16 protein-coding genes, 2 tRNA genes and 1 riboswitch are annotated in these 13,107 nt (G+C 72.2%); of the genes, 9 read left to right on the top strand and 9 right to left on the bottom strand.

Annotated elements, in window-relative coordinates:
• Positions 1-69: 69 nt before the first annotated feature.
• Both EDM22_RS07190 and msrA read right to left on the bottom strand, forming a co-directional pair.
• Positions 70-678, bottom strand: coding sequence for a single-stranded DNA-binding protein (locus tag EDM22_RS07190; protein ID WP_170964048.1), 609 nt, complete (start codon positions 676-678; stop codon positions 70-72).
• Between the two features lie 200 nt (positions 679-878).
• Complete coding sequence (gene msrA / locus EDM22_RS07195) at positions 879-1,403, bottom strand: peptide-methionine (S)-S-oxide reductase MsrA (protein WP_122936381.1); 525 nt, start codon at positions 1,401-1,403, stop codon at positions 879-881.
• Between the two features lie 17 nt (positions 1,404-1,420).
• On the opposite strand from msrA, the gene EDM22_RS07200 reads away from it, so the two are divergent.
• The 3 genes from EDM22_RS07200 (at position 1,421) to EDM22_RS07210 (ending at position 3,597) form a co-directional block, all read left to right on the top strand.
• Positions 1,421-2,428, top strand: coding sequence for an aldo/keto reductase (locus EDM22_RS07200; RefSeq protein ID WP_122936382.1), 1,008 nt, complete (start codon positions 1,421-1,423; stop codon positions 2,426-2,428).
• A 99-nt stretch (positions 2,429-2,527) separates the two neighbouring features.
• Positions 2,528-2,779 (top strand): hypothetical protein, encoded by a 252-nt coding sequence (locus EDM22_RS07205; protein ID WP_122936383.1) that lies wholly within the window; start codon positions 2,528-2,530, stop codon positions 2,777-2,779.
• A 110-nt stretch (positions 2,780-2,889) separates the two neighbouring features.
• Entirely contained in the window at positions 2,890-3,597 is a 708-nt protein-coding gene (locus EDM22_RS07210; RefSeq protein ID WP_122936384.1) for a hypothetical protein, read from the top strand.
• A gap of 16 nt (positions 3,598-3,613) precedes the next feature.
• Here EDM22_RS07210 and nadE read toward each other — a convergent pair whose 3' ends face one another.
• Positions 3,614-4,438, bottom strand: coding sequence for an ammonia-dependent NAD(+) synthetase (gene nadE, locus EDM22_RS07215; protein WP_122936385.1), 825 nt, complete (start codon positions 4,436-4,438; stop codon positions 3,614-3,616).
• A 141-nt stretch (positions 4,439-4,579) separates the two neighbouring features.
• Between nadE and EDM22_RS07220 the strand changes: the two genes are divergently transcribed.
• The 6 genes from EDM22_RS07220 to EDM22_RS07245 all read left to right on the top strand — a co-directional run bounded on the left by EDM22_RS07220 (position 4,580) and on the right by EDM22_RS07245 (position 8,376).
• Positions 4,580-5,803 (top strand): cation:proton antiporter, encoded by a 1,224-nt coding sequence (locus tag EDM22_RS07220; RefSeq protein WP_122936386.1) that lies wholly within the window; start codon positions 4,580-4,582, stop codon positions 5,801-5,803.
• A gap of 52 nt (positions 5,804-5,855) precedes the next feature.
• A tRNA-Arg gene (locus EDM22_RS07225) sits at positions 5,856-5,928 on the top strand.
• Positions 5,929-5,981: 53 nt separating this feature from the next.
• Positions 5,982-6,605, top strand: coding sequence for an oligoribonuclease (gene orn, locus EDM22_RS07230; RefSeq protein WP_122936387.1), 624 nt, complete (start codon positions 5,982-5,984; stop codon positions 6,603-6,605).
• 40 nt (positions 6,606-6,645) lie between these two features.
• Positions 6,646-6,721, top strand: a tRNA-His gene (locus EDM22_RS07235).
• A 23-nt stretch (positions 6,722-6,744) separates the two neighbouring features.
• Positions 6,745-7,092, top strand: coding sequence for a metallopeptidase family protein (locus tag EDM22_RS07240; protein WP_122936388.1), 348 nt, complete (start codon positions 6,745-6,747; stop codon positions 7,090-7,092).
• Positions 7,093-7,116: 24 nt separating this feature from the next.
• On the top strand, positions 7,117-8,376 hold the full coding sequence (locus EDM22_RS07245; protein WP_122936389.1) for a D-alanyl-D-alanine carboxypeptidase family protein: 1,260 nt from the start codon (positions 7,117-7,119) through the stop codon (positions 8,374-8,376).
• A gap of 35 nt (positions 8,377-8,411) precedes the next feature.
• On the opposite strand, the gene EDM22_RS07250 is transcribed toward EDM22_RS07245, so the two are convergent.
• The 6 genes from EDM22_RS07250 to EDM22_RS07275 form a co-directional block, all read right to left on the bottom strand.
• On the bottom strand, positions 8,412-8,663 hold the full coding sequence (locus EDM22_RS07250; protein WP_122936390.1) for a hypothetical protein: 252 nt from the start codon (positions 8,661-8,663) through the stop codon (positions 8,412-8,414).
• Positions 8,664-8,695: 32 nt separating this feature from the next.
• Positions 8,696-9,298, bottom strand: coding sequence for a nucleoside/nucleotide kinase family protein (locus EDM22_RS07255; protein ID WP_245989259.1), 603 nt, complete (start codon positions 9,296-9,298; stop codon positions 8,696-8,698).
• 53 nt (positions 9,299-9,351) lie between these two features.
• On the bottom strand, positions 9,352-10,164 hold the full coding sequence (locus EDM22_RS07260; RefSeq protein WP_342768505.1) for an energy-coupling factor transporter transmembrane component T family protein: 813 nt from the start codon (positions 10,162-10,164) through the stop codon (positions 9,352-9,354).
• Positions 10,161-11,672: an ABC transporter ATP-binding protein gene (locus EDM22_RS07265; protein WP_122936391.1), complete on the bottom strand. Its 1,512-nt coding sequence runs from the start codon at positions 11,670-11,672 to the stop codon at positions 10,161-10,163. The genes EDM22_RS07260 and EDM22_RS07265 overlap by 4 nt, the downstream gene beginning before the upstream one ends.
• 3 nt (positions 11,673-11,675) lie before the next feature.
• Positions 11,676-12,320: an ECF transporter S component gene (locus tag EDM22_RS07270; RefSeq protein WP_245989260.1), complete on the bottom strand. Its 645-nt coding sequence runs from the start codon at positions 12,318-12,320 to the stop codon at positions 11,676-11,678.
• Between the two features lie 37 nt (positions 12,321-12,357).
• Positions 12,358-12,467, bottom strand: a riboswitch (TPP riboswitch).
• A 110-nt stretch (positions 12,468-12,577) separates the two neighbouring features.
• Positions 12,578-12,910 carry a hypothetical protein gene (locus EDM22_RS07275; protein WP_122936392.1) on the bottom strand — a complete coding sequence of 111 codons (333 nt, stop codon included), beginning with the start codon at positions 12,908-12,910 and terminating at the stop codon, positions 12,578-12,580.
• Positions 12,911-13,107 lie beyond the last annotated feature (197 nt).

The following is a 13,107-nucleotide window of genomic DNA, read 5'->3' on the forward strand; positions in this document are numbered from 1 at the left end:
CCCTTGCCGCCGGTTCGCCCACCGGGCCGATCCTCTGCGCAACCGGCCCGGCGACGATGGTACCCGGCTTCACCCGGCGAGCGCGGCAGCCGGCTCGTCGGAGTCGACGGCTTCGACCGACGCACCCGGCTCGGCGAGCCCGAACCCGTCGACCCGGTCGTGCTGCTCGGCCACCCCGTCGAGCTCGGACTCGGACGGCTCGGGCGCGTCGATCGGATCGAATCCGCCCGCCTGCGGCGCCGCCGCCGCCGTATCGTCGCCCATGGGCCAGTTGCCACCCGTCGCCGATGACGCGGGCGCGAGATCGTCGGCGGAGCGGGCGGGTCCCGCCTTCTGCCAGCTGGAGACACCCCAGCCGAGGTCGTGCCCGACGGCATCGGCCTCGATCTCGACGGCGAGGCCGGACTTGTCACCGGTGTCCCACGCGCGCAGCCTGAGGCGCCCGCGCACGACGACGCGTTCGCCCTTGCGCAGGGACCGGGCGGCGTTCACCGCGAGGTTGCGGAACGTGGCGACGGTGAACCAGTTCGTCTCGCCGTCCTCCCAGCTGCCCTTCGCGCGATCGAAGTAGCGGCGCGTCGAGGCGAGCCGGAAGCTCGTGATGGCGAGTCCCTGGCCGGTGACGGTGTGTCGCGGGTCGCTGCCCACGACTCCGGTGACGGTGATGAGGTCGGTCATGCGGTTGTGCTCCCTGAGTCGGCGCCACCGCGGATCGGCGGCTCGCGGCATCCGGAGCCCTCGTGCCGGGACGACCCCGGATGCCGCGTGCCCCCAGCATCGAGGGGCGCCGCAGCACGCGGGCGCACGCGCAGCGCCCCGGTGCACGGATCGCGGCACCGGGGCGCTGTCGAGGACCAGTCGCGGCGCGCGACGCCGAATCAGGCGACGACGTAGTCGGCGTACGAACGCCGGATCTTGTTCACCTTGGGCAGCGCGACGGCCAGGCAGTAGCCCTGGCCGGGATTCTTCGCGAAGAAGTCCTGGTGGTACTCCTCGGCCGGGTGGAAGTCGCCGAGGGGCTCGATCGCGGTCACGATCTCGCCGGGCCACCACTCGCTCGCGCGCGACCGCGCCTGCTCGAACAGCTCCCGCTGCGCCTCGTCGGCCGGGAACATCGCGGACCGGTACTGCGTCCCGACATCCGCACCCTGGCGGTTCAGCTGCGTCGGGTCGTGGAGGGTGAAGAAGACGTCGAGGATCACCTCACGGGGGATCACGTCGGGGTCGAAGTCGACGCGCACCACCTCGGCGTGCCCGGTGGCGCCCGTGCACACCTCCTCGTAGCTCGGGTTCGGCGTGGTACCGCCGGTGTACCCCGAGACGACGTCGTGCACACCCCGGAGCGTGCGGTAGACGGCATCGAGGCACCAGAAGCAGCCTCCGGCGAGAACGTAGCTTTCCATCGCCCTAGATTAACCTCATGACCTTCGTCGCGATTCCCGAGCGGTACGACCGCATGACCTACAACCGGATCGGTCGGAGCGGACTCAAGCTGCCCGCCCTCTCGCTGGGCCTCTGGCACAACTTCGGGCACGACCGCCCGCTCGACACGCAGCGCGCGATCGTGCGCCGCGCATTCGACCTCGGCATCACGCACTTCGACCTCGCGAACAACTACGGTCCGCCCGCCGGCAGCGCCGAGGAGAACTTCGGCCGCCTGCTCGCGACCGACCTCAAGCCGTACCGCGACGAGCTCATCGTCTCGAGCAAGGCCGGCTACCACATGTGGAACGGCCCCTACGGGGAGTGGGGCTCGCGCAAGAACCTGATCTCGTCACTCGACCAGAGCCTCGCGCGCCTCGGCCTCGACTACGTCGACGTCTTCTACTCGCACCGCCCCGACCCCGAGACGCCGATCGAGGAGACGATGGGCGCGCTCGCGACGATCGTGCGCCAGGGCAAGGCGCTCTACGCGGGCATCTCGAACTACTCGCCCGAGCAGACGCAGGCCGCCGCCGCAGCCCTCGCGGCCGAGGGCGTCCCGCTCACGATCCACCAGCCGCGGTACTCCATGTTCGACCGTCACATCGAGGAGGGGCTCTTCCCCGTGCTCGACGAGGTCGGGGCGAGCGCCATCGTGTTCTCGCCGCTCGCGCAGGGCCTGCTCACCGACCGCTACCTCTCGGGCGAGGTGCCCGCAGGGTCGCGCGCTGCGACGAGCCACTTCCTCTCCCCCGACCGCATCAGCGAGGAGTACCTCGATCGGGCCCGTGCCCTGAACGGGATCGCGCTCGAGCGGGGCCAGTCGCTCGCGCAGCTCGCGCTCTCGTGGGTGCTGCGGGTTCCGCAGGTCGCGAGCGCGCTCATCGGCGCGTCGAGCGTCGCCCAGCTCGAGCAGAACGTCGCGGCCCTCGACGCCGCCCCGCTCACCGACGAGGAGATCGCGCGAATCGAGCCGTACGCGGCGCACGGCACCGCGCTCGGCTAGGCGGCGCGGGCTCGGCATTCCGGGCGGGCGGATGTCGGTGGCCGCCGGTACCTTCGAGGCATCTCGCAGGGCCGGCTGCACGACGACGAAGGAGCATCCATGTCCGCGCCCACGCTCGCCCCGACCCGCGAACCATTCCCGCTCGCCGTGCGCGAGCTGCGATTCGACCCCGTCGCACCCGGTCTCTGGCGCGTGAGCCGTGCCGACGGAGCGGTGCTCGGTCACGTCGAGCGGCACCGGCGATCGGGCGACGAGCGCTTCACCGCGCGGCGCATGGCGCCCGGTGCGGGCGCGCCGCGCGTGATCGGCGAGTTCTGGTCGGCGCGCGACGCCGCCGAGTGCTTCCGGTGACGCGCGCGCGCCACGATCCGCACGAGCGCCGCCGGACGGCGCCCCTCGTGATCCCGGCCACGCCGCGCGCGCGCCGAGGCGCCCGGCCCCAGCGCCGGTAGCCTGCGCTCATGCACTTGTGGAACGACCTCATCTCCTGGCTCACGTCCGACGAAGCCCGACCGGTGCTGTTCACCGGCGTCGTGCTCTTCCTCGCCGTGCTCGCGGCAGGTCTCCTCGCCGCGTGGATCTCCGCAATGGCCATCCGGCACGTGGTCGCCCAGCGCGATCGCGAGGCCAAGAACGCCGCCATCGCCGCCCTCGTCGACGCGGCGACGGAGGCATCCGTCTGGAACTCGCTGACCCCGCAGGAGCAGGTGCTCGCCGACCGGGCAGTCGGCCAGGCCGACATCCTCGTGCGGCTCCTGCCCATCAAGGGGTCGGATGTCGCCGCCAACTGGGCGGCGCACCAGCTCCACGAGCTCAAGCGCGCCTCGGCGACCTTCGGCTACCAGCTCGACCCGGCGGTGGTGGAGTTCCGCGACCGGCTCCTCGAGTGGCAGCGCCGCCCCGGGCGCACCCGCCGCCAGTTCCAGAACGACCTCCTGCGCTGGCGCTCGCAGCGCCAGGAACCCGAGCAGGCCGTGGTCGAGCAGCAGGACGCGTGGATCGCCGAGCAGCACCACGAGCGCTACCGCGACACCCCGGCGGCCGACACCATCGAGACCGGCGCGACCGACACCGGCTCGGCGCTCGCCGACGCGCCGACTGGGCCGACCCGCACGATCGAGGGCCCCGCCCGGCCGAGCGTCGACGCGTCCACTCCCACCCAGGGCTGAGGCCCGCCGAGACGGGTCAGTCGCGCCACCACTCGTCGAACATCGACACGGGCACGGCGCGCTTGTGACGGGTCTGCAGGTAGCGCCGCTCGATCTTCTCCGCGATCGCGGGATCGATGTCCTCGCCCTCGAGGAAGGCGTCGATGTCGTGGTAGAACAGGCCGAGGTTCGCCTCATCGGCCTGCCCGGGATCGTGATCGAGCAGGTCGGCGGTGGGCACCTTCTGGTGCAGCCGCTCGGGCGCGCCCAGGTGCACGAGCAGTGAGCGGCCCTGTCGCTTGGAGAGCCCCGTGAGCGGCAGCACGTCGGCGCCGCCGTCGCCGTACTTCGTGAAGAAGCCGGTGACCGCCTCCGCGGCATGGTCGGTGCCGACCACGAGCAGGTGTCCCTCGCCGGCGAGCGCATACTGCGCCACCATGCGCATGCGCGCCTTGACGTTGCCCTTGCCGAAGTCGCTGAGCGCGGCATCCGTCGCCTCGGCGTACTCTTCGGCCAGCTCGTCGACGGCGTCGCGGATGTTGAAGGTGACGATCTCCTGGGGGTCGATGAAGTCGAGCGCCAACTGGGCATCGGCTTCGTCGTGCTGCACGTGATACGGCAGTCGCACGGCCACGAACCGCGCCGTCACGCCCTCCGCAGCGAGCTCCTCGACGGCGAGTCGGCACAGCCGGCCAGCGAGGGTCGAGTCCTGGCCGCCGCTGACGCCGAGCACGAGCCCAGCCGCGCCGGACGCACGCAGGTAGTCCTTCAGGAAGTCGATGCGGATCCGGACCTGCTCGGCAGGATCGACGGTCGGACTGACGTTGAGCTCGGCGATGATTCGCGCCTGCAGGTCTCGCATTCCACGACGATACCTCCGACATGTTTCGACGGAGAAACACGATCGCGGCGCTCGCTGCGGCACCCGTGCGCCGCCACGACGACGCCTCCCTCCGATAACATCGCCGGAGGCGCACTCAGGGGTGCGCGGCAGGGGGCTGCGGTGGAGATCTCGACGAGTGCGTTGGTGCTCCTCCCCGCGATCGCGGTGACCGCGCCGTTGCTCGTGCGCGGGTTCGGGAGATGGGTCGCGATCCCGCTCGTGGTCTTCGAGATCGCGCTCGGACTCGTCCTCGGTCCCGCAGTGCTCGGCTGGCTCAAGACCGACGACTTCATCGGCCTCTTCGCCGACTTCGGCCTCGCCATGCTCTTCTTCCTCGCCGGGAACGAGATCGACTTCCGGGCGATCCGCGGACGCCCGCTCGGCCGCGCCGCGATCGGCTGGCTCATCTCGCTCGCCGCGGGCATCGGGATCGCAGCGCTGCTCGCGCCCGATATCCCGTCGGCCGCGTTCATGGGCATCGCGCTGACGTCGACGGCCCTCGGCGCCATCCTGCCGGTGCTGAGGGACTCCGGTGATCTCGGCACCCCCTTCGGCATCGCGGTGGTGGCGCTGGGCGCGGTCGGCGAATTCGGTCCGCTGCTCGCGATCTCCCTCTTCCTGAGCGGGCGCCAGCCGTGGCAGTCCGCCCTCGTGCTCCTCGGATTCGCCGTCGTCGCCACCGTCGTGATCGTCGTCGCCGCTCGGGGCGCGGGGCGCCGCCTGCATCGGGTCATCACCGCCACGCTGCACACGAGCGGACAGTTCGCGGTGCGCCTCGTGATGTTCGTGCTCCTCACGCTCGTGGCCCTCAGCATCGTGCTCGACCTGGACATGCTCCTCGGAGCATTCACGGCGGGCGTCATCTACCGTCTGCTGCTCACCGGGGCACCCGAGCACGAGGCGGAGGTCGTCGAATCGAAGCTCGAGGCGGTCGGGTACGGACTGCTGGTGCCCGTCTTCTTCATCAACACGGGCCTCACGTTCGACCTCGAGGCCCTCCTCTCGGACCCGGCGGACCTGGTGCTCGTGCCGATCGCGCTCGTGGCATTCCTCATCGTGCGCGGCCTCCCCTCGGTGCTCGCCGCGCCGTCGGGCTCGGATCGACGCGATCGGTGGGCGACCGCGCTGTTCGGGGCCACCGGCCTGCCGATCATCGTCGCGGTCACGGCGATCGGCGTCGATGAGGGGGACCTCGACAGCGGCACCGCGGCGGCGCTCGTGGGCGCCGGCCTGCTGTCGGTGCTCGTCTTCCCGCTCCTCGCGCTCTCCATCCGCGGGCCCCGGTCGCAGCCCGGCGCGACGCGTGCGCCGCAGGACGATGTCGGCGTGCCCTCCGAGGGTTGACGCCGCCCTGCTCAGGGGCGATTCGGGCGCGACCGCTATGCTGTCGACGACGGCCCCCGTAGCTCAGCGGATAGAGCAGCAGCCTTCTAATCTGTCGGTCGCAGGTTCGATTCCTGCCGGGGGCACCGCGCTGCGGCTCGCATCCGGCGTTGTCGGGGCTCGCCGGTAGACTCTGGCCATGGCAACCTCGAGTGACCGACTGGTCTGGATCGACTGCGAGATGACCGGGCTCGACCTCGAGGTCGATGAGCTCGTCGAGATCGCGGTGGTCATCACCGACTACGACCTCAATCCCGTCGACCCGGGCCTCAGCATCGTGATCAAGCCCGATGCCAGCGCCCTGCAGTCCATGGGCGACTTCGTTCGTGCGATGCACACCGAGTCGGGCCTGATCGAGGAGATCCCGAACGGCGTGAGCGTCGCCGAGGCCGAGTACGAGGTGCTCGAGTACGTGCTGAAGCATGTGCCCGACGAGCAGAAGGCGCCGCTCGCCGGCAACTCGATCGGCACCGACCGCGCGTTCCTCGCGAAGTTCATGCCCCGCCTCGACGGTCACCTGCACTACCGCAACGTCGACGTCTCGTCGATCAAGGAGCTCGCGAAGCGCTGGTTCCCGCGCGCCTACTTCAACGCGCCGGCCAAGGACGGCGGCCACCGGGCCCTCGCCGACATCCTCGAATCCATCCGCGAGCTGCAGTACTACCGTCGTGCCGTGTTCGTCGCAGATCCCGGGCCCTCCAGCCAGGATCTGCAGTCGATCGCCGCCGACGTCGTGAACGATTTCACCGCCAAGGTGGTGTAGTCTCTTAGGGTTGTCTGATCGCGAAAGCGATCCGCGCATGGTGGGTATAGCTCAGTTGGTAGAGCGCCTGGTTGTGGTCCAGGAGGTCGCGGGTTCAAGCCCCGTTACTCACCCCAATACCTCTCCGATCGGAGCAGTCGTGCACCTCGATGCCGAGACGTTCGAGGCGATCGTCGTCGACGAACTCGACGAGCTGCCCGATGACATGGTCGACGGCCTCGAGAACATCGTGTTCGTCGTCGAGGACCGCCCGGAAGACGGATCCCTCGACCTGCTCGGCCTCTACCAGGGCGTCGCGCTCACCGATCGCGACCGCTACGGATTCGGCGAGATGCCCGACCGCATCGTGCTCTACCGGGAACCGCTGCTCGCCGTCTGCGAGACCGAAGAGGAACTCCGCGACGAGATCCACGTCACCCTCGTGCACGAGATCGCCCACTTCTACGGGATCGACGACGACCGGCTGCACGAGCTGGGCTGGGCATGAACCGCGCCGGGTTAACCTGATCGCATGAGCGTCTCCCCCGGCCGCATCCTCGGCATCGCCCTCGGCTCCGTTGCGATCCTCGCCGTCGGCGTGTACGGCCCCGCGATGCTGCTCGGCCCGCTGCCCGACGTGACGGTGCGGGTCGCGGAACCGGCCGGCGACACCGCTCCGGCGTCCACCCCGATCACGCTGCCCGCCGACGGCCAGAGCGCGTTCGCGGTCGTCGCCGACGACGGCACGAGCGATATCATCGCGACCGCCGGCGAGCAGGTGGCCATGCCGATGGGCGGGGCAGCGAAGCTCGTGACCCTGCTCGTGACGCTCGACGGCCTTCCCCTCGAGCAGGGGCTCGACGGGCCCGACATCCGCATCGGGGCCGAGGACTACACCGATTACCTGCGGTACGACGCCGAGGGATCGCGGGTACTCCAGGTCTCGCCCGGCGACACCTGGACGGAGCGCGATGTGCTCCGGGCAGTGCTGCTCGCCTCGAGCAACAACCACGCCGACACGCTCGCCCGCTGGGCGTTCGGATCCGTCGACCAGTACGTGACCGAGGCGAACGCCTGGCTCGAGCAGGAGGGCTTCGCGTCGACGCGGGTCGCCGATGCGACCGGGCTCTCGGGTGACAACGTGGGCACCGCGAGCGAGCTCACCGAGCTCGCCGCGCGCGTGCTCGCCGAACCCACCCTCGGCGAGCTGCTCGCGAACGGCGACGACGCCCCCACCGCCGCGGGCGCAAAGCGGATCCCCGACGTGATCGGCCACCTCGAAAGCGACGGCATCCGCGCGATCACCCGCAGCTACACCGACCAGGGCGGGCTCGGCTTCGTCTTCACGACCGTGCTCCCCGCCTCGGGCGATGCGCCCGCGCACCGGCTCATCGGCGCGATGCTCGGCCAGCCCGATTACGAGACGCTCGACCCCGCCGTGCTCGCCGCCGTCGCGAGCGCCACGGCATCGGCGGCGCCCGTCGAGGTCATCGCCGCGGGATCGAGCTACGGCACCGTCGAGTCCGCCTGGGGCGAGCGGGCGCGGCTCGTCGCGGCGGCCAGCAGAACGGATGCCTCGTGGGGCGCCACCGCGGGCGCGGCATCGGTCGACGTCGACCGCTTCACGACCGCACCCGATGGGCGCACCGTGGGCACGGTCACCGTCGAGGTCGGCGAACGCGAGGTCAGCTCGGCGCTGCAGCTCGACGGCGCCATCCGGGACCCGGGACCGATCTGGCGGCTCACCAACCCGGCGACGCTGATCGAGGCCTTCCTCGACGGTCAGGCCTGAGGCACCGACGCGTCGATCCGGCAGGACCGGTCACGTCAGGCGTTCTCCTCGTCGGACTCCACCGGGTCGGAGTCGCCGGCATCGAAGCGGAAGCGGACGCGCAGCTGGCCGTTGACCTCCCGCTCGTCGACCGCGTCGTACCAGAACAGCGACTCGAGGCCGTCGACCGCGGCGACCATGCCGACGCGCGACTCCGTCTTGCCGCCGACGAGCGCACGGTGCTCGAAGTCGCCTTCGAGGGGGCCGTCGAGGAACTCCGCCACGTACTGGGCCGCTGTGTCATTCATGTTCCTACCGTATCCCGCCCGGCTGGTCGGGGTCATCCGGCGCGCTGCGCAAGCGCGCCGACCCCGCTCGGCACGCGCACGCGCACGTCGGCCCGCCGATCGGGACGGTCGCGTGCGACGTGCCGGCGCCACTGCGCCTCCCACAGGTCCCAGTAGTCGTCGAAGCCGCCGTCGTCGCGGTCGAGCGCACGGCGACGACGCAGGCCGTCGGGCGCCGTCACCCAGACCCGCACGGCTCCCTCGACATCGGCGCCCGCGGCGAAGGCGCCGCAGCCCTCGACGATGAGCGGACGGCCCGGCGGCATCCGCTCGACCGCGGCCACCGCGTCGGCCGACCAGTCCCAACGCCGCCAACGCGCGGGCGCGCCGCGCGCGAACGGGTCGACGAGGTCGCGACGCAGGCGCTCGGCACCGGGGTCGAGCCCGTGCCAGCCGGGGTAGACCTGATCGAGTCGCACGAGCCGCGCGGCGTGGGCGGGCCATGCGGCGAGCAGCCGGTCGGCGAAGGTCGACTTACCGGCGCCGCTCGGCCCGTCGACGAGCACGAGCTGCGCCGGTCGTGCGGATGCCCCGGCCAGCACCGCTGCGATCGCCGCCGTCGGGCCGAGCGGCGACGATGCGGGAGCGTCTCGCATCGCGACGGTCGCCGCGACCGCGAACGCCCCGACCGGGGCCGCCGCGGAGCACGTCACGACCACACCGGGTTGAACGTGCCGGCCCAGACGGCCACGGCGATGGACAGCGCGGCGACGGCCGCCGCGATCGCGAGGAGCGCGGCATCCGACCCGCCGACGGTCGAGACCCGGGCCCACGTGCGCGGCGTGTCCGAGCCGAAGCCGCGCGCCTCCATGGCCGTCGCGAGCTTGCTTCCGCGCCGGATCGCGAGCACGAGGAGCGCGAACGCCATGGTGGCGACGCGCCGGATCACCCCGTGGTCGCCGATCCCGCGAGCGCGACGCGAGAGTCCCATCGCGCGCCAGTCCTCGACGAACAGCCCCACGAGGCGAGTGGCCCCGAGGGCGCCGAGCACGAACCGCGCCGGCAGGTGGGCGATCTGCGCGAGCCCGTCGGCGAGCTCGGTCGGATCGACGCGCAGGAAGAGCAGCGCGGCCGGCAGGCCGATCGCGAGCACGCGCACGGTCACGGCGACGGCGAGCTCGATCGAGCCGTCGGTGATGCGCGCGAGCCAGAGACTCCAGTACTCGGTGCCCTCGGGCTGCCCGTAGAGCAGCATGCTGAGGCCGGCGATCGGCGCGGACACGAGGATCGGCCAGGTGCGCGCGACCAGGAGCTTCGGGGTCACCCCGGCCAGGGCGAACAGCACGAGTTCGATGCCGAGGGCGACGGCGGCGCTCAGCCAATCGACGGTGAGCAGGAGCGGGGTCGTGAGCACCACGAGTGCGGCGAGGCGCGTGACCGGGTTCACCCGGTCGACGAACCGCAGTCGCGGGGCCGACGACACCATGCCGACGCCTGCCGACGTCGTGGCGGCGGCGCTCACTGGGCGCTCCCGGTGGGTGCGGACGCCGCGGCGTCGTCGGATGCGACGAGGTCCAGCCGGCGGTCGCCGAGCACCTCTCCGAACGCGGCGTCGTGCGTGACCGCGAGGAGCGTGACTCCGTCGTCGACGAGTTCGCGCAGGAGCCGCACGAGCTCGAGCCACGTGGCGCGGTCCTGCCCGAACGTGGGTTCGTCGAGGATGATCACCCGGGGCCGCGCGACGAGCACCGCGGCCACCGACAGCCGGCGCTGCTCACCGCCCGAGAGGGTGAACGGATTCGCTCCCGCGAGGTGGTCGAGACGCAGGCGCGTGAGCACCTCGTCGGCACGCGCGCTGCCCTCGGCCCCGGACAGGCGGAGGGCGTGCGGCGCCACGGCCACCTCGGCGCGCACGGTCGAGGCGACGAACTGGTGCTCCGGCTCCTGGAACACCGTGCCGATGCGCGTGAGCAGGTCGCGCGAGCGCCAGCGGATGGGTTCCGGCACGAGACGGCCGGCCAACGGCGCGGATGCGGCGACGCGACCGCCGAGCGGCTCCAGCAGTCCGCCGAGCGTGAGCGCGAGCGTCGACTTGCCGACCCCGTTCGGTCCGGTCAGCACGGTCGAGCAGCCCTCGGCGAGCGCGACGTCGAGACCCGCGCGCACGACCGCCCCCCGTCGGCGTCCGACGGCGAGCTGCTCGCCGACGAGGATCGCCTGGGCGGACCGCGAGCCCGCGGCATCCGCCCGGCGCTCGATCGGCAGCGGGGCCCCGGGGACCCACACGCCGGCCGCGAGGAGCGCCTCGCGGTGCCGCTCGAGCACTTCGTCGGGCGGACCGTCGGCGAGCAGCCGCCCATCGGAGCCGAGCGCGACGACGCGGTCGACGAGGTCGACCCAGACGTCGACCCGGTGCTCGACCACGACGAACGTCGCACCCGTGCGGTCGAGCACGCGTGCCACCGCGGCACGCACCTCGGCGACACCCGACGGGTCGAGGTTGGCGGTCGGCTCGTCGAGGAGCAGCAGCCCCGGGCGCATCGCCAGCGCGCCCGCGAGCGCCAGGCGCTGCTTCTGCCCGCCCGAGAGCGCCGAGGTGGGGTGATCGAGCGGCAGGTCGAGCCCCACGGCGTCGAGCGCCTCGGCGACGCGCTGCCAGGTCTCGTCACGCGGGACGCCCAGGTTCTCGCAGCCGAACGCCACGTCGTCGCCGACGCGCGCGAGGATGACCTGCGAGTCCGGATCCTGCAGCACGAGCCCGGCGCGACCACGCGCACCGCCCGCGCGCGCACCGTCGATGAGCAGCGACCCGCGCTCCTCGCCCTCGTCGTCGCCGCCGTGCACGCCCGCGAGGGCGTGCAGGAGCGACGACTTGCCCGAGCCCGACGGGCCGAGCAGGAGCACCCGCTCCCCCGGCGCGATGCGCAGGTCGATCCCGTCGAGCGCCCAGCGGAGGCGACCCGCGTGCCGCCAGCCCCAGCCGCGCGCCTCGACGCGGACGGGGCCGACAGCCGACGTGGAACCCGACACGGATCAGACCCGCTCGGTCACGTCCCGGCCGGCGGCGAAGCGGTGCAGCGCGCCCGTCGCCGCGAGTGCGCGCACCACGAGCCAGCCGAGGAGGCCCGCGAGGATCGCGCCCGAGAGCACGACGGTGACGAAGTACAGGCCGAGGAACTCGGCCGACTTCTGCAGGTTGCCCGAGAGGAAGAGCTCGAGCGTCCAGGCCGCCGCGCCCGCCGCGGCGCCCGCGAGCACCGCCTGCAGCACGCCGAAGCGCTTGTAGCCGAAGGCCGCGAAGACGAGCTCGGCGCCGAGGCCCTGCGCGAGGCCCGAGTAGATCGTCTCGATGCCCCACTGGTTGCCGACGAGCGCCGACACGATCGCCGCGAGGAGCTCGACGTAGAGCGCGGCGCCCGGCTTGCGGATGATGAGCCCGCCGAGCACGCCGCCGATGAGCCAGATGCCCACGGCGACGCCGCCGAGCCCGGGCGTCACGGCGTCGGCCGCCGAGAACCAGGCGTACCCGACGTTGTTCCAGAAGAGGAAGACGAGACCCGTCGCGACGCCGATGACGCTCGCGACGACGATGTCGACGACCCGCCAGCGGTTGCTCGACGGGATCGCCGCCGCCGCGCCCGTCTCGGTGGCCTCGGGGGTGGTGGATGCGTTGTGCACTGTCGTGCCCTTTCGATTCGTGGAAAGAGGCACGGGAGATGAGATGTGCTGCCCTCCCTGCGCTGGCATGACCCAGATCAGGTTCGACGGTCGAAGGTTGAGAACCTTCCTCTCAGCCCGGCTCACCGGACTCCCGTGTTCGAGCACGAGTATACGCCGCGCAGCGGAGCTGCGCGGGTCGCGAGGCGGCGGTCGCGGCGGCCGGGCGCGGCGATCAGCGGTCCGGCGCGGTCGCTCCCGCCGGCACCGCGGCGCGGCTACTTCTTGAGCGCCTTGATGAGGAGCCGGAGCGCCTTGCCGGTGACCGCAACGAGCGGGATCGCCACGAGCAGGAGTCCGAGCAGGTTCGGCTCGAACCGCACGTCGCCGCCCCGCCCGATGTACGCGCCGAGCGGGATCGAAGCACCGCCGCCACCGCCGCCGGAGCCCTCGCCCTGTTCCTCACTGGAACCCGACCCACCGCCGAAGCCGTAGTAGCCGAGGGCGACGGGCAGCACCGTGACCCCGTCGATGTCGACCTTCTCGGCGTACGCCGTGCGCACGCCGACGCCGGCCACCTTGTCTGCGAGTTCGAGCACGAAATCAGCCATGTCGCCACGCTACCCGGGTGGGCCGCCGGCCAGAAGGGCTTGACGGATGCCGCGGCGGCGCGTCGCGCTCGGATCCGTGCCTCAGCCGAGCGATCGGGCCCCGGTCGGGCGCGGGCCGTCGTCGTCGGGCTCCGCTGCGCGAGGGCCGTTGCCCGCGGTGCCCGCGCCACGCGAGCCGGCGCGCCGCGCGGCGCGCG

This window comes from Agromyces tardus, from assembly GCF_003710805.1.
GTDB classification, from domain to species: domain Bacteria; phylum Actinomycetota; class Actinomycetes; order Actinomycetales; family Microbacteriaceae; genus Agromyces; species Agromyces tardus.